Below are 22074 nucleotides of genomic sequence, written 5' to 3'. Positions count from 1 at the left end.
CCACTCCCGCACTCCCAGGAGCAGCGGGGATGCCGACGGGCCCGGGACTGGAGGAAGCCCCGCCCGAAGTGGTCACCCGTGCACCGGACATCACGCGTCCACCCACCTCTCCAACCAGCGGACGGATCCCGGTTCGTCCAGATCCACCGATCCGCTCGGCAGTGCAAGCGTGTAGGTGATCTTCAGCAGCGCGTGCGCCTTGGAGGCCGGGATGTCGGCACGCCTCAGACTGGGGAAGTCCTGCGACACGCGCCACCTGTGGAGACCATTCGTGACGTACCCCCGCCGACCTGCGTGACCGTACGTGTGTCCGACCTTCGCGACCTGCATCAGGAGTGCCCGCGGATTGAATCCCGCTGCCACCAGTCTGTCGATCAGTTCGTCGACCGACTCGCCGACCTCATCCTCCCTGACGTGGACGACGACCAGGTCCAGTCGGTCGAGCCCGGCTGGATCGAGCTGTTCGATGTTGGAGACCTTCACCGTGGACCCGGAGACCGTTGCAGTCGTCTTGACTTCGATGGCCCTTCCGTTCGAACTGAAGTCCCAGGAGGCGCCGTCGGGACCCTTCCACGTGGCAAGCGCGGAGAAGGGATCACGTGCGCCGAGCCTCGAGAGCACCGACAGCTCTCCGAACAGACCCATCTCGGTTTCCCGTCCAGGTCCCGGGTTGCCACCGGCAGTCAGCTCACGCCAGTCCGACAGGACCTCGCGACATGTCTGGACTGCATCGACGTGGCCCGCCTGACCGAGACGTGCCGCCAAGTCGTCCAGGACGTACCCGAACACCCCGAACAACTCCGGATCGTCACACCTGAGATCCGCATGACGCTGGACACGACCATCCGGCATGGTGAGTTCCTGTTCCTCCAGGACGAGGTGCCGGCTCCTCCTGTCCGGCACGAGCCTCCTCGATCCGATGGGAATCAACAGATGGTGGGCACGGTCCTGGCTGATGCCCACCATGAAACCGGACGGCATACCTGTAGCTGCAGCGGTCTTGAACTGGGACGGTCCGGGTTGCACGGCAGCATTCTCGAGGATCAGCAGCCTGTCGGAGAGTTCGCTCATCGAATGAGCTCGGCTTCCGAGTCGAATTGCAGGTCAGCGGAGTTCTCCGTGTCCTCGGGCAGCTCCACGTCATCAGTGATCGCTGACCAATCCGGTCGCACCGAGTAGAACGCCTCGTACCGTGGAGCTCCGTCCTTCACCTCGGGGAAGACGACACCGACCCCGATGACGGGCTCGACGGCTTCCATCTCACGGCGAGCATTGGTCCTGCTCTTGGCACCTCTCGGCTTGGAATGCGGATCGACGGGGAAGATCATCAGCAGACCGTCCTTCGTCAGATCCGCTCGGATGGATTCGTACCCGAGATCGGGCTCCTTGCGCTCATTGACGACTTCCGGATCGAGGTCGGCAACCCAGTCGGACTGGGAGAGCAATGCCTTGATGTTCGCAGTGCCCACTGCCTGGGAGCTCAGGGGCGCACGGGTGACGTAAGGACTCTCTTCCCGGAATCCGAGGTCCACGCCCTCCTTGGTCCTCCCGGTGGATGCACCCGGGCCCATGACAGCCACACTCCACCGGGTGCCGACCGCAGCCTTCCGGAGCCAACCACTCACCAACGCGGAGTTGAGAGTGGGTTGGTCCTCATGGAACCGATAGCGTTCGAAGAAGTGCAGGACCGGATCAACATCCACGTCGTGGGCAATCCACCTCACGCCGGCTGCCCTTCCTTCAGTGAAGGTGCTCGGGTCGATCTCGCTGACCAGGTCCCTGGCGGCTTCCAAGTTGGAGCTGAGGACCTCACGATTGGTCTCGTCGAATATGAACGTCTGCTTGCGTTGGCCCGAGAAGGACATTCGAACAGGCTTCGCCACACCCATCTTGCTCGTGATCTGCAGACGACCCGGGTGCGCTCGGACCCGCACGCCGAACTCCTGAGGGGTGAGTGAAGCCGTCTCCATCACCCGCATGTCGGAACGGATCTCTTCCTCGACGGCGGCCAGGAAGCGGAAGTCCTTCGCCAGATCCGAGGTCGTCCAGATTCGCGGTAGGTCCTCGTAACCCGTTCGGTAGCCGAACCAGCGACCCATCTGGAGGAGTGTGTCGTAGGTGTTCGACGAACGGTTGAAATACGAGACGACGAGCCCTTCGAGAGTCAGTCCTCTGGACAGCGTCGCACCTCCGATGGCAATCACGGTCTCGACGACGGGCTCACCGTTCTCGTCCGTCCGGTGGTAGGTCAACCGCTCGTCCGACGAACCGTTGTCGACGACAACACTGACGCAGCGAAGCACGTCCTCCAGTTCGATCTCGACCTCTTCCCAAGACGGGAGCGGTCGACTCGCAACCTCCGCGGCCCGGGGCGCCTCATCCAGGTACGACTTGTGGAACTCCGGATCGCCCACCTCAAGGCCGTGCAGGAACGACTTGACACTGTCGCGCATCGCAAAGTGCGGCTGCGTGTAGTGGGTGGTGTGGATGAGCATCGACGAGTGCTTGAACTGACCTCGAGCCCGCCTGATCGCGGTTGCGACCAGGAACCACCTGATGGCTGCCAGGAGGGAGGCTGGCAGAGGGGGGTTGAAGACTTCCCGCTCCTCCTTCGCGGATGGCGGCCTGAGGGAGTCGGCCTCCGCGTCACTGACCGTGCGGACCACGTCAAGACCCAGGTCCGGTTCTCCCGCATCATCCAGGACGTCCTTGCCGAAGATCTTCTCTGCACCGAAGTACGTCTCAGGCCGTGGGAGGTCGATGAGGAAGTCACTCGGGTACAGCTCAGCGGAGTCGTCCGGATCCATGAAGACGTTCGCGAACGGCGTTGCCGTGTATCCGACGTAGGAACCGCTGGGAATGGCAGACCATATCTCCCGGATGAGCACATTGATCGCGGAACGTTCTCTCCCCGCCGTCGACAGGTCGAGACTGTTGGGTGTCGCTTGGTCCGCCTCGTCGTCGAGGATCATGATCGGGCACTTCCGCCGCGTCGTCTCGTCCACGCTCCGGAGGAACTGCTTCAACTTGTCAAGTCTCTTGGCGTTCTTCTTCACGACGGCGATGACAGGCAGATGACTGGTCATGAGGGCCGCTCCCCCGGCGACCGATCCGAAATCAGCCTCATCCGTCGTGAGCTTCTGCCACTCCCGGCCCGAGATGAGATCGGACTCCAGCCTCTCCTGGGTCTGCCGGCGCAGGTTGTTGTGGAGACCCGCAAGGACGATGAAGAACCTGTAGCCGGCGTCGGCGGCCTTCGCGATGACGGCGGTGTAGTTGGCCGTCTTGCCCGACTGGACGTACCCGACGACCATCCCCTTGGACTTCAGTCCCTCGATCGTCGGGTCGGCGAGATGTGAGACCACTGATCTCGACGCCTGGTCCACGGCGTCCACGTAGTCGGCTCCTTCTTCGACCAGCTTGCCCTTGTAGAACGGCCAGTAGCGGTCACCGGGTTCCACTCCCGTGTACCACGGACTGAGCCGCGCCTCACTCTGAAGACTTCGCTGGTAGGAGGTACCCCGCATCACGGGCGGGACGTCGAGCAACTGAGCGTGCTCACTCTCCGCCATGATGATCTCCACCGCTCTGCCGATCGGGGATCCCTTGATGGGAATGCCGAGACCACGGGACATGGCCCTGGACGCCTCGTCCAAGCTCTGCCCGCGATGGCGCATTGCGGTGATGAGCATTTCCCGGACGTACGTCGGATCCATCCGCAGACCAACTCCTGACCATGGTGATGCGATAGCTGTGTGAGGCGTTACTCATTCTGCACTCAGCCGCAGATGTTTGCGAAACACGAGAACCTGGTCCGCCGCTGTGGCGTCCGCGGAAACGGCGACCCGGCTCGGTGCGGAGGGCGGGAGCAACTCCAGAGCAGAGGCACGCACCGGAGACAACGTACGACGAATCGGGGTCTTCCAGGCGGGAGAGCAGAGAACTCAGCCACCGGAAGACCCCGACTTCCACGCCGGCCACGAGAGCGCCAGCCGGCCCCGGCCCCAACAGGCAGGTCCAGCGAAGAACCCTCTCCGGGAGGGCCAGCAACGGCTCGTGGTGGACACCGCTCCTCGGCCCCGGGCTAGCCCTTCACGGCACCCGCCAGGGCGAAGGAGTTCCCCGACACCTTCTGCATCACCGCGTAGAGCACCAGGACAGGCGTCGAGTACAAGATCGAGAATGCCGCGAGCTTGCCGTAGGCGATCGTTCCGTACATTCCGAAGAAGTTGTAGATGGCGACCGCAGCAGGCTGCTTCATCGAGTCGAAGGTCAGGACGAAGGGAACGAAGAAGTTCCCCCACGCACCCGTGAACACGAAGATGAACACGACCACGAGGCCCGGCTTCATCAGTGGCAGGACGATCCGCCACAGGGTCTGCATGGCGCTCGCTCCGTCAACCCAAGCTGCCTCCTCCAGGGAGATCGGCACGGAGTCCATGAAGTTCTTGAGCATCCACACGGCCATCGGCAGTGACGTGGCTGCCATGAACAGGATGATCCCACTCATCGAGTCGAGAAGACTCAGGCGCACGAACAATGAGTAGACCGGGACCATCATCGCGGTGATCGGCAGGCACGTCCCGAAGAGGATCGTGTACATCAGTCCGCGGGTGAAACGCATCTTGTACCGGGACAGCGGATAGGCCGCCAGTGCGCCTGCGACCACAGTGAGGAGCGCCGTTCCCAGCGAGAGGATGGCTGAGTTCCAGAGGGGCCGGAAGGTCTGGTCCATGTTGAACACGGCCGTGAAGTTGCCCGTCGTCAGGCTCTCCGGAACGGACAACGACACCGATGCCTGTGGATTCACCGAGGACAGGAGGATCCACACCAAGGGGATGATGAAGGAAAGACCGACAAGGCCGAGCGCCAACCCCGCGAACAGCCGGCTCGGAGCTCTCTTTGGTTGGGCGATCGAGGGCACCGGCGCCCGACGACTGGATGTCTGGACAGCGGTCGACATCATTCCACCTCCGGCTTCAGGACCCGGATGTAGACAAAGGCGAATAGGGCGCCCAGGAGCAGGGTCACCGTGGCGATCGCCGTGCCGTATCCGACTTGCGAGAACTTGAACGCCTGTTGATAGGCCAGGACGGGCAGCGTCGAGGACTTCGTCCCCGGCCCGCCTCCGGTCATGACCCAGATCAGGGTGAATGTGGCCAGTGTCTGGAGGGTGGTCAGCAGGAGGTTGGTCGAGATCGAACCCTTGATCATCGGTAGGGTCACGTAGAGGATCCTCTGCCGCCCAGTGGCACCGTCGATCATCGCGGCCTCGGTGACATCCGGAGGCACGTCGCCGAGCGCGGCACCGTAGACCATCATGGAGAACGCGGTACCGCGCCAGATGTTCGCCATGATCACCGAGAACATCGGGAAGGTGAGCAGCCAGGTCGGGCCACTCAGTCCGAACACCGCGAGCATTCTGTTCAACGTTCCATCGGTGGAGAAGAACGCATACAGCGCGAATGCAGCGACAATCTCAGGGAGCACCCACGCAATGACCACGATCCCACCGACGATTGACGAGATCTTGGGTGGCGCCGCACGCATCAGCATGGCGATGGCCATTCCCAGGATGTTCTGCCCGACCACCGCCGAGAAGAACACGAAGACGACCGTCAACCAGATGGACTTCCAGAAATCAGAGCTGGAGAACAGGTTCACATAGTTCTGGAGTCCCACGAACTGTGGGTTTGCGGCCTTGTATCCAGTCAGCGCCTGGTTGGTCAGGGATCCGTACAACGAGTACAGGATCGGACCGACCAGGAAGATCAACATCAGGATGAGGGCCGGAAGCATGGGGACGACCCGACCCGCCCGGTGGGCGGCACTGCCCTTCTGCAGAGCAGGCCGCCCACCGGGGCTGGCCTTGCGCCCCGGTTCCTGGAGAACCGAGGCAGTCATCACTTGCCAGCTTCTGTCGCGTCCTCGCCAACGATCGAGACGAGACCACTGTCGTACGTCGAGGCTGCATCCTCAGGAGTCGCCTGCTTGGTCACGACCGACTCCGTTGCGACCTGGATGTTCGAGGAGATCTGGCTGTAGTCAGGCGTCGCCGGCCTGAAGTGCGTGTACTGCACCAGCTCCGAGAAGAACTTGAACGACGGGTTGTAGTTCAGGTACTCGGGATCCTCGGCCACATCGGCGCGAACGGCGATCTGGGAGTTCGTCGTGTCGTAGGTCAGGGAGTTCTCCTTGTTCAGCGCCAGCTTGATGAACTCCATCGCGAGTTCGGGATCCTTCGACTGGGAGCCGACCGACAGCAGCCACCCTCCTGACATCGAGGTGTAGCCCGGTGCCTGTCCGTCCTGGGTGGGCATCTTCGCGAAGCCCAGCGTCTTGTCCCAGTCCGCCCACGCGTTGTCACCGGAGATCCATCCGCCGGGGAGCCAGGATCCGTCAATGGCCATGGCGAGCTCGCCCTTGGGGAGCAGCTCGGTGGACACACGGGACCCGATGTTCGCGTCCAGTGCCACGTCCAGGGACGGAGCGAGCCCCTCGCCGTAGACGGTGTTGTAGAAGTCGAGTGCATCCTTGAAACCCTGGGAACCAGTGACCCACTTCTGCGTCGACTCGTTGTACAGGGTGGAGTCCGTGCCGTAGAGCAGCATCTCGAACCCCTGCATCGTCGTCCCCTCACCATTGGCCTTGCCGGCGTAGATGTTGAGAGGAGTGACGTCGGGGAGCTTCTCCTTGATGGTGCGAGCGGCACTCAGGATGTCATCCCAGGTCTTGGGCTGCCAGTCAGTGGGAAGACCGGCCTTCTCGAAGAGGTCCTTGTTGTAGTAGATCCCGCGGGTGTCGGTACCCATCGAGACACCGTAGGTCTTGCCGTCGACACCGAGTCCGGCCTTCTTGGCCGCATCCTCGAACTGAGACCAGTCACTCCAGTCCGCGAGGTAGTCGTCAATCGGAGCCAGGTATCCCGCCGCTGCGTCAGACATCACCTGGAAGGTGTCCTCATAGATGATGTCGGGCGCCGTCGACTTGGACCCATTCATCAGGGCCAGCTTCGTGAAGTACTGGTCCTGCTCCGCTTCGATCGGCTGGAGCTTGACCGTCACGCCCTCGTGCGCGGCCTCGAATGTGGGCTTGACGCTCTGGAGCAGATCGTCGAGCTGGTGGAACGAAGCCGTCTTCTGGTAAGCGATCGTGATGGTCTTCGCTGACGCATCACCGGACTCACCGCTCTGCGACCCTCCTGATGAGCATCCCGCCAGGGCGAACGCGCCGACCGCCGTGACGGCCGCCGCGGTGATAGCTGACTTTCTCATGTGCTGACTCTCCTTTGAACCGATGAGACTTGTTGTCGAACGGGCGACTCCCTCGGGAATCCGCCCCGGACTGCCCGGAGGTCCGGGCAATCGCGATGGGTCATTCGGGATTCGACCACCTCCCGACGAGCCTGAGTGTGACCACCTGGAACGGAGAGAGGGACAGCGACACGGTCCCCTCCTCCACGCTCACCTCTGCGGCCTCCTCGAGCGGACGCTCGAGGCCGTCGGTCAGGCGCGCTTCGGACACCGGCGCATCGACGTGCAGGAGCACTTCGGTCCGCCCACCCAGCGTCTCGTGCAGTCGCACCACCAGGTCTCCGCTCGCGTCGTCGGCGATCTTCACGGCATCGACCAGGGCGTTCCCGCTCCCGACGACCACCAGTGGCGAGACCTCGCGTCGGCCATGGAGCGTGCGCACCGGCACATTCACACGGATGCCCTCCCGGACCGCGTCCGGGACACCTGCCCCGACCACGACAGTGGTGCGCAGGAGGTGATGTCCCTGATCGGCATCGGGGTCGGGTGCCATGGGGGCGCGCAGCAGGGACTCCCCGATCCGGACGGACACCCCGTCCTCACCCTTCTCGCGCACGAAGGAGTGCCCATAGGTCTGGTCATTGGTCACCGCGATCCCGAAGTCGGGCTCCGCCACCCGCACCCAGCGCAGGCCCACCGTCTCGAAGCGGGCCCAGTCCCAGGAGGTGTTCGTGTGGATCGGGCGGTCGACATGGCCGAACTGGATGTCGGACTGGGCGTGGTCGGTGTGGACGGCAACGGGCAGTTCCAGCTTGAGGAGCTTGTGCCGCTCGTGCCACTCGACCCCGGTGGTGAACTCGACCCGTGGCTCCCCCACGGGCACGCGCAGCGTTTGGACGTACCTGCTCGCCCTGTCCGAGCGCGACACACGCACCCATGCCGATCCGTCGACCTCGTCCGTGCCGACTTCGATGTCCTCCACCGAGTCGATGACACGGGTGTGGGCGAAGTGGTCGAGGTCGATGTTCCAGGCGTCCCAGTCGGTGGGGATGTCGCGGTGCAGGACAAGTTCTCCCAGGCGCTGTCCCGCGGGGACGACCTCCCGCTCCCGGGTCAGGTCAACCAGGGACGTCACGAGCCCGTGCAGGTCGATGCGGAGACGGATCACGTCGTTGTCGATGATCCACCCCTCCTCGTCGCCGGTGACGGTGACCGCCGCTGCCCCGCCTGTCACGGATGGGACCACCGCGCCGCCGGGGACTCCCGCAACGGCAAAGGCTCCTGCGTTCGCCACCATCTCCTGCTCACCCTCACCGGCGAGGGCGGCCAGGGACCCAGCGATCAGCTCCTCCAGACGGGACTCGACCTCCGCGTACGTCTGCTCCGCCTCACGGTGGACCCACGCGATAGAGGAACCGGGAAGGATGTCGTGGAACTGGTGGAGCAGGACCGTGCGCCACAGCTCGTGGAGCTCCTCGTGCGGGTACGCAACACCCAGTCGGACAGCAGCGGTGGCTGCCCACAGCTCCGCCTCACCCAGCAGGTGCTCGGTCTTCCTGTTGCCACGCTTGGTGCGGTGCTGGGAGGTGAGCACGCCGCGGTGGTTCTCCAGGTACAGCTCCCCGAGCCACACAGGAGCCTGCGGGTAGTCAGCCTCCGCCTCCTCGAAGAAGGTCTCAGGTGAGGCCATCCGCACCCGCGGAGAGCCCTCGAGATCGGCCTGCAGGTGAGCGCGTTCGATGATCTCGCGGGTGGGACCGCCTCCACCGTCGCCGTACCCGAAGGGAGCGAGCGTCATCGAGGCCGCACCCCCGTCACGGAAGCCGGCCTCACTGTGGTGCATCTCCTCCGGTGTGAGCATCGAGTTGTAGGTGTCCACGGGAGGGAAGTGAGTGAACAACCTCGACCCGTCGAGTCCTTCCCACCAGAACGTGTGGTGGGGGAACGTGTTCGTGTCGTTCCAGGAGAGCTTCTGGGTGAGCATCCAGCGGATGCCGACGTGGGCGGCGATACCCGGAAGGTTCGCCGAGTATCCGAAGGAATCCGGCAGCCAGACCTCCTTGGCCTCCACCCCGAAGTGTTCACGGAAGTAGGACTGCGCCTCGGAGAACTGCCGGATGAAGGCCTCCCCACCGATCATGTAGGGATCGGACTCGACCCACTGGCCACCGACGATCACCCACCGGCCCTCGGCAACACGGGCCTTGATGCGTTCGAAGACGTCGGGATGCGTCTGGCGCACCCACTCGTACTGTTGGGCGGAAGAGGCAGCGAAGACGAAGTCCGGGTCCTCATCCATCAGTTCCAGGGCATTGGAGAAGGTCCGTACGACCTTGCGCATGGTCTCCCGGATCGGCCACAGCCAGGCTGAGTCGATGTGGGCGTGTCCCACCGCGACGACGTCGCCCGCCGACGCGACAGCAGGTGAGGCGAGTGCAGGACCGAGGGCAGCGCGCGCCGCCTCCACCGTCCCGGCAACGTCGTCGGGATCCAGCGCGTCAACTGCACCCTGCAGCGCTGCCAGGATGCCCTCACGGCGCGGGGAGTCCGACGCAAGCTGGTCAACCCACCCGTCGAGGAGCTCGGCCTCCGCCAGGAACCTCTCAACGACGGTGTCGACCCTCTGCAGTTCAATGGTGCGGACCCAGTAGATCGGGTCCGTGCCAGCCGTCTCCTTCAGACCGAGCTCGGAGGGGGTCGTCCAGTCCTCCTTCATGACCTGGGGGTTCGATGCGGCCTCGACGTAGAACTCGAAGGTCTCCCCCGGCCCGGCGTCGATCGGCACCCAGCAGTTCAGTGGCTCCAGGCCCTTCACCACGGAACCGTCAGGGCGGTAGACGGTCCCCTCGGCCTGGAAGCCGGGTTGCACCGGTGAAAAACCGAGGTCGACCACGAGTTCGTGGCGAGTCCGGTCCGACCGATCCGCCCACGCCTGCGGGACCACTCCGCGCAGGTGGAACCACGATGTCCCCCACGGCCTGGACCAGGGGTCACCCACGGTGAACGCCTCGAAGTCCTGACCGGTCGCGACGTCGAAGGACACCGGTTCATCCGGGACATCCCACTTCGTCACCTCGACATCGGCACGCTCGAGAACGCGGGCGGGACGCACCCACTCCCGCTCCAACCGTGCCAGTCGCCTACGGGTTGCGTCGTCGTCTCTGAACACTCGACAGCCTCCTTGCTGTGTGACGTGTGTCGCCCTGTGCGATCTTTATTATGACACCCGAAATTAAGCGGGTGAGGGTTCCAGATCTCATTCGGGTAACGATTGACTCCGCCCAGCACCGGCCGAAGGCCACCACTGGGGCGCACTGCACTGCGGAGCGTTCAGACGGGGCGCACTCCTCCTGGAGCCGTCCCACCCCGGGGCAACAGCCGCCACCGCCACCTGCTCCCGGTGAGCCGGGGGCACTCACACCATGGGCCAGACCCTGGAGTCTCAGTCATCGACTGCGAGCATCGCCGCCCGGGGTACGTACCGTTCGTCGAGGACCATCGCAGCGGCCCCGATTGCTCCCGCACTCTCGCCCATCAACGAGCTGGACAGGGTGAGCCTTCTCCGCACCTGTCCACGTCGACGCTGCGACAGACGTTCCCGGATCTCCGGTTCGTAGAAGGACTGCACACGTCCCCAGTACGGACCACCCATCACCACCGTGTCGACATCCATGAGGTCGGTCAGGACCTCGACCATCCTGGCGACCTTGGCACCAGCAGCCGTCATCAGCTGCAGAGCCCGCGGCTCACCGGAGTCCGCCTCATCACAGAGCTCACTGAAGGCGTGGTCGATGTCGGCCAGCTGCGGAAGGGAGCTCCTCTTCACCGCGGGGTCCCCGGCGACCTCCGCCGGTTCCACGACACGGTCCTCCAGGATGCCGAGATCTCGGGCCCAGGCCACCAGGTAGGAGGGATCGACGCTGGACGACGCCGCCGTCACCGACGGGGGAAAGACCGGTTCATCGGCAGCAGGCTCGAAGAACCCCCCGATCTCACCGGCATTGCCGGTCGATCCCCGCATGACCTCGCCCGTGGTGGTGACTCCCACACCAATACCGACACCGACGTACACGAACAGGAGGACGTTCACATCGCCGTCCTCGCGCCGCAACCAGGTCTCCCCCACCACTGCCGCAGTCGTGTCCTTCTCGAAGAGAACACTCATCTCGAGGCCCTCTTCGAGTTCCTCACGCAGGGCCACTCCCTGCCATCCCGGCAGCCACGGTGGATCCACGAGCCGTCCTCCGGTCAGATCGATGGGACCCGGACTTGCGACTCCGGCACCCACGATCCGTGAGCGGTCGACTCCCTCGGCGGCGATCATCGAAGCCGTCGACGCAACGATGCGCTCGATCACCACGTCGGGCGGGTCATCGAGCGCACCCTGTTCCAGGCGCGTGGAGCGGGCCCTGCCCGCCAGATCCAGCAAGGCGATGGTGATGACGGTCGGGTCCAGATGGATGCCGACGCTGAACCTCGCCTCGGGGACAAGGGCAAGCCTCGTCCTCGGTCGCCCTCGCTCCACCCTCTGAGTGCCGATCGCTGAGACGAGTCCCCTCGACGTGAGCTGCTTGAGCAGACCGGAGACCGTCGGAACGGCCAGCCCAGTGGTCGAGGACAACTCGGTCAGACTCTGGCCGGGCGCGCGCCGCAGCGCATCCAGGATGACCCGCTCGTTGAACGTGCCGATTCGCGGTTGGTTCGCCCCCAACCGCATGACGCGTCACCTCCCCGTTATGACCCACTCCCGTGTGGTACGTCCTGTCCACCTTATCGGTACGCGCTCTTCTCCGACGCCGACCCCGGGACGGAAATGTGATGAACTCCCACTTCACGTGAGGGACCGAGTTCATCGTCGGAGTGTTCCCGAAGCCGATCAGCATCCCTTCCGTGCGCCGACACTTGGCCGGGAACGGGCGGCATGCTCGTGCGGGGGATCAGCCGGCCACCTTGCCCCGCCGCCCGACCCGCGCCACCTTGTGCACGACCCAGAGCGCGGCCAGTCGCACGGCCTCGTACAGGAACGACCCGATGCCGACGCCCACGCCGATGCCCAGCATGATGAGGGCCGCCTGCCCGAACCACGGCAGGCCCGACCCCTGCCCCATCTCCTGGAGGATCCCGAAGAACACCGGGATCCCGGGCAGCAGGGCGCCGGTGATGCCCATGAGGGCCAGCACCTGCTGGGGATACCCGGCCCGCACGGCATAGATGCCGGCGAGGATCCCCAGGACGAACGCGGAGATCGTGTTCGCCGCCAGGGTAGGCAGGCCCACGACCAGCAGCAGCACCTGGTTCACCCCGGCGGTGGCGAAGCCGGTGACCGCTGCGGGGACCGCCAGGGAGAATCGGCCGCCGTTGGCGAAGGCATTGCCCACGGCCGCGAGCGCGGAGAACACCAGCACCAGGTACCACGGCATGCCGGGCAGGGTGTCCAGACGCGGGTGGGCCATCCCGAGGGACTCCCCCAGCAGGAACGTGAAGGCCCCACCGATGACGAGGCCGCCCACGGCAAGGGCCACACGCGAGAGGCGCACGAGCGCCATGCGCCGGTCGAAGCTGAGGAGGTCCATCACCGCGTTGACCATCTGGGGCAGCGGCAGGAGCAGCAGCCAGTTCACCGCGATGGCGGCTGCGGCACCCACCGGGTCGACGAGATCCATCTGGACCAGCGCCGTGGCCAGGGCCCCTCCCGCGCAGGCCTGCGCGGCCACCACCACGAGGCGGGGCGCGCGCAGGGGCGCGACCGCGAACCCGACCAGGGACGAGGCGACCTGCACCACGGCTGCCGCGACCCAGGCACGCCAGTTGATGCCCACCTGCATGCTGATGAAGAACGCCAGCAGGGTGAGCCCCAAGGTCACCACCCACCAGGGCGTGCCCCGACTGCGCAGTCGGGGAACCTCCTCCCGCCCGTTCGCCAGGAAGGACTCCGCCTCCGGTCCGGTCAGGGGCTCGGCGTCGGGGCGGTCGACCTCCTCGACGAGGCGGGCCAGGTCCCGCGCCCTCGTGCAGTCGATGACGTCGAAGGTGTTGGCCGGGGCGGACAGGATCCGGGGGTCCCGTCGGGTCCCTGGGCACCCACGCGGAGCATCCGCCCCCGGGTCATGGCCTTCATGCCCTGGAGGCCCAGCCCCCTGCCGCAGGTGGCCACCAGGTAGCGCGTGCTCGCAGCCTTCTGTCCCGACTCCAGCAGGCCGCACCCCAACTGCAGGAGGAACTCCAGGCGCTCCTCCAGGGGGTCCTCCAGTCGCGGGGACACCTGTCCCTGCTCCTCGTGCGGACCGTTCGGCACCTCTCCGGTGTCCCTGCGCACGGACTCCACTCCCGTTCCCTCATCAACCCTCGTACCGGAAGAGCCGGCGGTGGCAGGATCCACCCCCGTCGACCCTGCGCGCCACTCGTGGACCCACCGGGACCCGGAACGATCCACAGTCTCCCTCAGAAGAACTCGGTGCGGGTGAGGAGGTCCAGCCTGGACCTCAGCGGCCCAGCGATCAGGTGGTCCCGGGCGGCACGCCAGTCGAAGTCCGCCCCCTCCTCCAGGCCGTCCCCGAGGTGGTCGTCCACCGCGCCCACCAGGTCCTCCAGGCAGTCGAACTGGCGCCTCCCGGCCACGCCGACCCCCAAGGGGCGCAGGACCCGGGCGACCTCGGACAGCCACGACCCACGCGCCACCTCCCGCAGGTGGACCCGACCGTCAGGGATCCTCGGCCACGAGTAGTCGGCTGACACCACCAGGATCCGCAGGGCGGAGGGCACCCGGGTCGCGAGGTCCTCCAGGAGTCCCCCCGCATACCGGGGATGGTGCCGGTCGACCCGGGACACCGGGGCCGTCGCGCCGCTGACCGCGACCTCTCCGCCGAGGACCCCGACCGCAGCCTGCATGACCTCCAGGGCGGCGATCAGGACCAGGACCGGAGTCGGGAGACGCCGCCCACGCTCCGCTCCTCGGGCACCGGACAACGCCCCTCCCGCCGTGCCTCCCGCCGTACCCACCGCCCCGTCCGCGACCCCGTCCCCGTCGAGGACCTCCACGAGTCGCCCATGGCTCAGGGGGTCCAGGGAGACGGCCAGTGCGAGCCCCTCCGGGGTGACCTTGAGCCCGCAGACCTCCACGTGGTGGGGTGTCAACGGCGGACCGGGGAGCTCCGCGCGACCGTCCGATCCTCGGACAAGACCAAGATCACACCGGACCCTCCGCAGTGTGCTCTCCGACACCCCCAGGTGGACCGCGAGCTCGCGTGCGGTCTGGGGGTGAGCAGCGCGGTCGTTGCGCCCGATCGCCTGGATGACCTCCCCCAGTGTCAGTCCCGGGATCGTGCCCCGACGTCCCCGACCCTGTCTGACCTGCCCGAACCTGGCCAGACCCTCCGCCTCGAAAGCGCGCCGCCAGGCCGACACCGTGCCCACCGACACCCCGTGGCGGCGCGCGTTGTCGGCGTTGGTCGCCCCCTCGGCGGCGGCGAGCAGCACCCGGGCGTGGACCGCGTCACGGGCCGACACCGCCGGATCCGCCGCGACCTGCGCGATCACGGCGCGCCTGGGTGCCGAGACCTCCAGGGGAGGTGCGGTGTGGCTCACGATCCCACCTCTCGGAGGCCAGCGGGATGCCCCGAACAACCAGTTATTTGAAACGACGCCAATCGTAGCATTCTTGACGTGCGCAGTTCCACGACCTCCCTCCCCGCCCCCGACCAGCAGTCCTACGATGCCCTGGCCGCAGAGATGACCGGCATCGGCCGTCTCGGCGTCGCCTTCTCCGGCGGCGTGGACTCGGCCCTCCTCCTGGCCGTCGCCGCCCGCGAACTCGGCACCGACCACGTGGTCGCGCTGCTCGGGGTCTCCGCCTCTCTGGCCTCCCACGAGCGCGACATCGCCCGGGACCTCGCCGCCGACATCGGCGTGGAGCTCCTGGAGTTCGACCCCGGCGAGACCGACCTGCCCGCCTACCGCGTCAACGCGCTGGACCGCTGCTACCACTGCAAGTCCGCCCTGTTCCGCACCATCGACGACTCGGTCGTGGCCCAGCACCACCTCGACGCCGTCGCCTACGGCGAGAACGCCGACGACTCCCTGGCCCCCGACCGCCCCGGTGGGCGGGCCGCCACCGAGCACCGCGTCCTGCGCCCCCTGGCCGAGGCGGGCCTCACCAAGGTCCGCGTGCGCTCTCTGGCCCGGGCCCTCGGGCTGTCCGTGGCAGACAAGCCCGCAGCACCGTGCCTCGCCTCGCGCATCCCCCACGGCCAGGAGGTCACCCCCCTCAAGCTCCGCCAGGTGGAGGACGCGGAGTCCGTGGTCCGCGCCCAGGGCTTCTCCGACTGCCGCGTGCGCCACCACGGCGACATCGCCCGCATCGAGCTGCCCGCCGCCGAGCTCGCCCGCCTGGCCGACGAGGACCTGCGCCACCGGATGCTCACCGGCGTCCGGGAGGCGGGCTTCACCCACGTCACCGTCGACCTGGCCGGCATCCAGTCCGGCCTCTTCAGCCTCAGCCTGCTGCGGGAGGGCCTCCATGCCTGAGGACCGGATCGCCGACCTCGACCTCGACCGCCACCACCGGCGCGGATACCCCGAGGCCGTCTACTGCGAGGGCAAGTCACCCGAGGACGTGGCGACCATCGCCGCGCTCGTGCGCGACCACCCCGAACAGACCCACCTCTTCACGAGGGCGGACCCCGAGCGGGCCCGGGCGGTGCTCTCCCAGCTGCCCGACGCCCACCACGACCCGGTCGCCCGCCTGCTCGCCTGGCCACCGGAGCCGCCCGAGCCCACCGGTGAGTCGGTGGTCGTGGCCTGCGCCGGCACCTCGGACCTCCCCGTCGCCCGCGAGGCGCTGCTCACGGCCCGCTACCTGGGCCGCCGGGCCGAGCTGGTGGCGGACGTCGGCATCGCCGGCGTGCACCGCACCCTGGACAGGCTCGACACCTTCCGCGCCGCCGGAGTCGTCGTGGTCGTGGCCGGCATGGACGGCGCACTGCCCGGCCTCATCGCGGGCCTCGTGTCCGCACCCGTCGTGGCGGTGCCGACCTCGGTGGGCTACGGCGCCGCCTTCGGTGGCCTGGCCCCGCTGCTCACCATGCTCAACGCCTGTGCCCCGGGCATCGGCGTGGTCAACATCGACAACGGCTACGGCGGGGGCCACCTCGCCGCCCAGATCACCGCCCCGCGGACCTGAGGACCCGACCCGGCCACCGGCCCCGCCCTCGTCGGCGACCGCCGCACCCCCGCACCCCCCACCCCCGACCCCTGACCCACCAGCCGACTCCCACCAGCACCAGCCAGCACCAGCCAGTACCCCAGGAGGAACCCATGCCCACGTTCTCACTGCCCTACGACCACGGGACCGTCGAGGCCACCATCCCCGAGCGCAACTTCGCCGGCCTCCTGGTCTCCCGGGCCGAGGACTTCCACAACCCGCTCTCCGAGGAGGCCACCGTCGAGGCCTCCCTGGACAACCCGATCGGGTCCCCCACCCTGGAGGAGCTCGCCCGGGGCAAGAAGGACATCGTCCTGATCTCCTCCGACCACACCCGCCCGGTGCCCTCCCACATCATCACGCCCATCATCCTGCGCCGGATCCGTTCCGTGGCCCCCGATGCGCGCATCCGCATCCTCGTGGCCACCGGCTTCCACCGCCCCTCCTCCCACGAGGAACTGGTCAACAAGTACGGCCAGGAGATCGTCGACAACGAGGAGATCGTCATGCACGTCTCCACCGACGACTCCTCCGTGGTGAAGATCGGGCAGCTGCCCTCGGGTGGGGACTGCATCATCAACCGCATCGCCGTGGAGGCGGACCTGCTCCTGGCCGAGGGCTTCATCGAGTCCCACTTCTTCGCCGGCTTCTCCGGGGGCCGCAAGGCCGTCCTGCCCGGCGTCGCCTCCTACCGCACGATCATGGCGAACCACTCGGGGGAGTTCATCGACTCCGACAAGGCCCGCACCGGCAACCTCGCGCACAACCCCATCCACGAGGACATGCTCTACGCGGCGCGCACCGCGAACCTCGCCTTCATCGTCAACGTGGTGCTGGACGGGGACAAGAAGATCATCGGCTCCTTCGCCGGTGACATGGTCGAGGCCCACAAGGTCGGGTGCGACTTCGTGGCGGGCCTGGCCCACGTGGACCGGATCCCCTCCGACATCACCGTCACCACCAACGGCGGCTTCCCCCTGGACCAGAACATCTACCAGGCCGTCAAGGGCGTGACCGCGGCGGAGGCCACCAACAAGGAGGGCGGCGTCATCATCATGGTCGCCGGTTGCGCCGACGGTCACGGCGGGGAGGGTTTCTACCACAACCTCGCCGACCTGGCCGACCCCGCGCAGTTCCTCGAGGCCGCCATCAACACCCCGCGCCTGGAGACGGTGCCGGACCAGTGGACCTCCCAGATCCTGGCCCGCATCCTGGTCCACCACCACGTCATCATCGTCTCCGACCTGGTCGACCCCAAGCTCGTCACCGACATGCACATGGAGATCGCCCCCACCTTCGAGGCGGCCCTGGCCAGCGCCTTCGCCTCCCAGGGTGAGGACGCGAAGGTGACCGTCATCCGCGACGGGCTCTCCGTCATCGTCGAATGAGCGCCGGGGCGCAGCGGCCGGGACCCGGTGGGGCGATGCCCGCCGTGTCACACACCCACTGACCGGGGGCGGTGCGCGCCCATCGCGCACCGCCCACCAGGCTCCCGGAGCCGCCCTCGTGGACACACCGCCACCGCCGACGCGCGGCAGCGGATCACGGGGCCCTCCCCGGGCACGAGCCCGACCTGCCACCCCGGCGCCCACCCCCCACAGACCCCCGGCACCACGCCGGGCTGCAGGAAGCACACCCGATCCCACCACGCACGAGACAGGCAACACTCCCCATGTGGCAAGCAACGCTCTACGAGTTCCTCGGCACCGCCCTGATGATCATCTTCGGTGTCGGCGTCCACTGCGACGACGTCCTCAAGCACACCAAGTACCGCGCCTCCGGGCACATCTTCGCGATCACGACCTGGGCCTTCGGCATCTCCGTGGTCCTGTTCATCTTCGGCGGGGTCTGCATCAACCCCGCCATGGCGCTGGCCCAGGCGATCCTGGGACTCATCCCCTGGTCCTACTTCGTGCCCTTCGTCATCGCCGAGTGCCTCGGCGGCGTGTTCGGCGCGTTGGTCGTCTACGTCATGTACGCCGACCACTTCAAGGCCTCCGAGGACGAGGTCGACCCCGTCGCGATCCGCAACATCTTCTCCACCAACCCCAACCTGCGCAACCTCCCGCGCAACTACTTCGTGGAGACCGTGGCGACCTTCGTCTTCCTCACCGCCATCCTCGCCGTCGCGAAGTCGTATGAGTCGTTGCTGCCCATCGGGGTCGGCATCATCGTGTGGGCGGTCGGCATGGGCATGGGCGGTACCACCGGGTTCGCCATGAACCAGGCCCGCGACCTCGGCCCGCGCCTGGCGTACCAGATCCTCCCGATCCGCCACAAGACCTCCAACGACTGGCAGTACGGCCTCATCGTGCCGGGCACCGCCCCCTTCCTGGGTGGTCTGCTGGCGGCGCTCTTCGCGCGCTACGTGCTGCACATCTTCTGAGCAGGAGGAACACCCACATGCCCACCGCATGGATCGACGCGACAGCCGGGGTGGCCGGGGACATGCTCCTCGGCGCCCTCATCGACGCGGGTGCGCCCGTGGCCGGGATCCAGGAGGCGCTCGACGCCGTCCTGCCCGGCGCGTTGCAGGTCAGCACCGAGGAGGTCACCCGCGGCGCGGTGCGCGCCTGCCACGCCCGGGTCCTCCAGGTGGGCGACCGCTCCCTGGAGCGCACCTGGCCGACGATCCGCGCACTGCTGTCCGACGCACCCCTGGCGGCGTCGACCCGGCGGCGGGCACTGGCCGTGTTCGAGCAACTGGCCCGGGCCGAGGCCCGGGTGCACGGGGCCACGACAGAGTCGGTCCACTTCCACGAGGTGGGAGGGCTGGACGCGATCGGTGACATCGTCGGCGTCTGTGAGGCGCTGCGGTTGCTGGGGATCGAGGGCCTGTCGGCCTCGTGGGTGGCGCTGGGCAACGGCCGCATCCACGCGGCTCACGGGCTCATGCCGGTCCCCGCCCCGGCGGTCCTGGAGCTCTCCCGCGGATGGCAGGTCCGGGCGCTGCCCGGGGTCGTGGATCCCTCCGCGGCGCACCACCACCACCACGAGCACACGCACGACGCTGAGCACGGCGGGGGCCAGCACGGGCACGGGCATGAGCACGGGCACGGGCATGAGCACGGGCACGGGCATCTGCCCGCTGCTGGCGACGCACACACCCATGAACATGACGAGCGCGGGCACGGGCACACGGACGGGGCCGACGGGCCGGACCACGCGCACACGCACACGCACACGCACGACAGTCATGTCCACGCACATGACCACCTGGACACCGACCACGTCGACCACGCCGGCCACGACCACACGCACTCCCACGACCACCACCACCACGGCGTCGAGGAGGCTCCGGCATCCACGGGCGACCCCCGTGACGTCGGGGAGCTCGCCACACCCACCGGCATGGCGCTGATCCGTGCCCTGGCCACCGAGTCCGACTCGATGCCCCCCATGCGCCCCGGTCGAGTGGGCATCGGCGCCGGTGGGCGGGACATGCCCGGCTGGGCGAACTGCGTGCGCATCGTCCTCGAGGACGTCACGACAGTCACCGGCACCAGCGACAGCAGCAACCCGGACGCCGGGAGTGCCCCCGGCGTGGGCGCGGGCGACGTCAGAGCAGATCACGACAGTGCGGAGGACGAGGGCGCGGAGCACGGCAGCGTCGACGACGGCACCGACGACGACGGCATGGTCGAGCTGCGCGCCAACCTCGACGACTTCGACCAGCGGCTGATCCCGGGCGTCATCCAGGCATGCCTGGACGCCGGGGCCGCGGACGCGTGGGTGACACCGATCCAGATGAAGAAGGGGCGCCCCGCGGTCATGGTCCAGGTGCTCGTCGACGACATCCACCGCGCGGAGGTCGTCGCCCTGCTCCTCACCACCACCCCCACCCTGGGTGTCCGGGAGTCCCCGGTGACGCGCACCGTCCTCGACCGGGACTTCGTCCGCATCGACCTCGACGGGCAACCACTGACGGTGAAGATCGGTCTCCGCGACGGCCGCGTGGTCCATGCCCAGGCGGAGTTCGCCTCGCTCGCCGAGATCGCGCGCACGACAGGTCGCAGTGAACTGGATGTGTCCCAGCGGGCCACGGCCGCCATTGTCGCCGCGGGTCTGACGCCGGGGGCGCCCTCGTCGACCCACTGACCTCCACCCACTGACCACTTCCCCACACCCCCACCCACCACGGTCCCCTTATCGGACCCCTTGGAGAACTCCCGTGCACCTTCCCCGTCACTCCGTCACGATCGCCGTGGTGCTGGCCATCCACGTGCTGGCCGCAGCGCTCCTCCTGGCCGGACACGCCGCGGGCGCCATCCCTCCCGCGCTCGCAGGCTTCGCCTACACGCGCGGGTTGTTGCATGCCCTGGACGCCGACCACCTCTGCATGATCGACGGCTCGACGCGCAAGCTGCTCGGGGAGCGCCGCAACCCCAACGGCGTGGGGCTCGCCTTCAGCCTCGGCCACTCCACCGTGGTGCTCGCTGCGGGGGCGGCCGTCGTGCTCGGCGCCTCCTGGGTCAGCACGGTCCTCGACGCCGAGTCCAGCCAGGCCCGGATCCTCGGACTCATCGGGGCCGGCGTCTCGGCGCTGTACCTGCTCGCGGTGGCCGCGGCCAACATCCCCAACCTCACCCAGCACCACGACCACAGCGAGCCCAAGGGTCCGTGGGCGCGTCTCCTCACCAAGCCGCTCGGGCATGTGCGCCATGCAGGGCACATCTACCTCTTCGGCATCCTCTTCGGCCTCGGGTTCGACACCGCCTCGACCATCAGCCTCCTGATGATCACCGCGCTCGCCTCGTTGTCCGGGTCCAGCCCCATCGTGCTCATGGCCCTCCCCCTGTGCTTCACTGCCGCGATGACGCTGGGCGACTCCATCAACGCCAACCTCATGCTGCACGTGTACTCCCATGCCGCCGCGTCCACGCGGGCGCGCTTCAACACGGTGGTCACCGCCATCTCGATCACCTGCGCGGTCCTGATCGCCTCCGCCACAGCACTCGACATCACCGCCGCCGTGACCGGGCGCGCGGCTCCTGAGCTCGACACCGCACCCATCGGGTGGGGGCTCGTGGCCCTGGCCGTGGTCGGAACTGCTGTCATCGCGGTCCTCCGGCAGAACAGGGTCCGCCACCACGCTGCCTGACACGGCGCGTGATACGGCGGCTGATTTGGCGGCTCGCGCGGCGCTCTTCACCGTCCAGGTTCGTCACGGAGGGGTCCGTGCAGCAGCAGGATCCGCTGTCCCACTCACGGGCCACGTCCAGATCCGTCATCCGCACGGATCCCAAGCCCTTGGCACGCCGAGAAGGCATGGGAAGCACCGTCTCGGCCCCGTGGAGCACCCGGATCCACTGCCAGGCGCTGCGAGAGGTGCCGAAACCCTTGTTGTCGTCGCTGCGTGTGCGCGAATGCACCCAGTTTCCCTCTTGATGCCATCGAGCTCAGACCCGGCGGGGAGCATTCGTGCAGGTCAGGGACCAGGCGCGTTTCTCGCAGCGCCACACTTGGGTCCCTGTGCCGAGAAACTGGGTGCATTCCTGCACACCGAACCGGCACACCGACTCGGGACACCGCCGCTCCGGTCCGCACCGCAGTGTCGATCGACGCGAGGACGGACCTCACGGTGGGAACGGCGCTGACCTCAACCCCTCAACTGAGCAGCGG

Annotated in this window: 16 protein-coding genes; 6 read left to right on the top strand and 10 right to left on the bottom strand. The window is 67.4% G+C overall.

Annotated features, from left to right (window positions below; translation table 11 throughout):
* Nucleotides 1-90: 90 nt before the first annotated feature.
* The 10 genes from BQ9890_RS12810 to BQ9890_RS12765 all read right to left on the bottom strand — a co-directional run bounded on the left by BQ9890_RS12810 (nucleotide 91) and on the right by BQ9890_RS12765 (nucleotide 14837).
* Nucleotides 91-1071, bottom strand: a complete 981-nt coding sequence (locus BQ9890_RS12810; protein WP_075892008.1) for a PD-(D/E)XK motif protein — start codon at nucleotides 1069-1071, stop codon at nucleotides 91-93.
* The gene (locus BQ9890_RS12805) at nucleotides 1068-3716 is read right to left on the bottom strand and encodes a Z1 domain-containing protein (protein ID WP_075892006.1); all 2649 of its coding nucleotides are present in this window, start codon (nucleotides 3714-3716) and stop codon (nucleotides 1068-1070) included. Before BQ9890_RS12805 ends, BQ9890_RS12810 begins: the two co-directional genes overlap by 4 nt.
* 368 nt (nucleotides 3717-4084) lie before the next feature.
* Nucleotides 4085-4966: a carbohydrate ABC transporter permease gene (locus tag BQ9890_RS12800; protein WP_230297946.1), complete on the bottom strand. Its 882-nt coding sequence runs from the start codon at nucleotides 4964-4966 to the stop codon at nucleotides 4085-4087.
* Complete coding sequence (locus BQ9890_RS12795; protein WP_043534907.1) at nucleotides 4963-5904, bottom strand: carbohydrate ABC transporter permease; 942 nt, start codon at nucleotides 5902-5904, stop codon at nucleotides 4963-4965. Before BQ9890_RS12795 ends, BQ9890_RS12800 begins: the two co-directional genes overlap by 4 nt.
* The gene (locus BQ9890_RS12790; protein ID WP_075892004.1) at nucleotides 5904-7274 is read right to left on the bottom strand and encodes an extracellular solute-binding protein; all 1371 of its coding nucleotides are present in this window, start codon (nucleotides 7272-7274) and stop codon (nucleotides 5904-5906) included. The genes BQ9890_RS12795 and BQ9890_RS12790 overlap by 1 nt, the downstream gene beginning before the upstream one ends.
* A gap of 100 nt (nucleotides 7275-7374) precedes the next feature.
* Nucleotides 7375-10422: an alpha-mannosidase gene (locus BQ9890_RS12785; protein ID WP_075892002.1), complete on the bottom strand. Its 3048-nt coding sequence runs from the start codon at nucleotides 10420-10422 to the stop codon at nucleotides 7375-7377.
* Nucleotides 10423-10695: 273 nt separating this feature from the next.
* Nucleotides 10696-11970, bottom strand: a complete 1275-nt coding sequence (locus BQ9890_RS12780) for an ROK family transcriptional regulator (RefSeq protein ID WP_075892000.1) — start codon at nucleotides 11968-11970, stop codon at nucleotides 10696-10698.
* Between the two features lie 220 nt (nucleotides 11971-12190).
* On the bottom strand, nucleotides 12191-13147 hold the full coding sequence (locus BQ9890_RS12775) for a threonine/serine exporter family protein (protein ID WP_268258661.1): 957 nt from the start codon (nucleotides 13145-13147) through the stop codon (nucleotides 12191-12193).
* Between the two features lie 53 nt (nucleotides 13148-13200).
* Entirely contained in the window at nucleotides 13201-13569 is a 369-nt protein-coding gene (locus BQ9890_RS15990) for a hypothetical protein (RefSeq protein ID WP_195907679.1), read from the bottom strand.
* Between the two features lie 125 nt (nucleotides 13570-13694).
* Entirely contained in the window at nucleotides 13695-14837 is a 1143-nt protein-coding gene (locus BQ9890_RS12765; RefSeq protein ID WP_075891994.1) for a helix-turn-helix domain-containing protein, read from the bottom strand.
* Between the two features lie 78 nt (nucleotides 14838-14915).
* Here BQ9890_RS12765 and larE point away from each other — a divergent pair, with 78 nt between their 5' ends.
* The 6 genes from larE (at nucleotide 14916) to BQ9890_RS12735 (ending at nucleotide 21553) form a co-directional block, all read left to right on the top strand.
* Nucleotides 14916-15776, top strand: coding sequence for an ATP-dependent sacrificial sulfur transferase LarE (gene larE, locus BQ9890_RS12760; protein WP_075891992.1), 861 nt, complete (start codon nucleotides 14916-14918; stop codon nucleotides 15774-15776).
* Entirely contained in the window at nucleotides 15769-16431 is a 663-nt protein-coding gene (larB, locus tag BQ9890_RS12755; RefSeq protein ID WP_075891990.1) for a nickel pincer cofactor biosynthesis protein LarB, read from the top strand. Before larE ends, larB begins: the two co-directional genes overlap by 8 nt.
* 134 nt (nucleotides 16432-16565) lie before the next feature.
* Nucleotides 16566-17840, top strand: a complete 1275-nt coding sequence (larA, locus tag BQ9890_RS12750) for a nickel-dependent lactate racemase (RefSeq protein WP_075891988.1) — start codon at nucleotides 16566-16568, stop codon at nucleotides 17838-17840.
* Nucleotides 17841-18124: 284 nt separating this feature from the next.
* The gene (larD, locus tag BQ9890_RS12745; protein ID WP_075891986.1) at nucleotides 18125-18838 is read left to right on the top strand and encodes a D/L-lactic acid transporter LarD; all 714 of its coding nucleotides are present in this window, start codon (nucleotides 18125-18127) and stop codon (nucleotides 18836-18838) included.
* Nucleotides 18839-18855: 17 nt separating this feature from the next.
* Nucleotides 18856-20550 (top strand): nickel pincer cofactor biosynthesis protein LarC, encoded by a 1695-nt coding sequence (gene larC, locus BQ9890_RS12740; protein ID WP_075891984.1) that lies wholly within the window; start codon nucleotides 18856-18858, stop codon nucleotides 20548-20550.
* Between the two features lie 73 nt (nucleotides 20551-20623).
* On the top strand, nucleotides 20624-21553 hold the full coding sequence (locus BQ9890_RS12735) for a HoxN/HupN/NixA family nickel/cobalt transporter (RefSeq protein ID WP_075891982.1): 930 nt from the start codon (nucleotides 20624-20626) through the stop codon (nucleotides 21551-21553).
* Nucleotides 21554-22074 lie beyond the last annotated feature (521 nt).

The organism is Actinomyces provencensis (genome assembly GCF_900155435.1).
GTDB lineage: Bacteria > Actinomycetota > Actinomycetes > Actinomycetales > Actinomycetaceae > Pauljensenia > Pauljensenia provencensis.
Note: the sequence above shows the minus strand (reverse complement) of the source record. Positions and strands in the feature narration are given on the sequence as shown.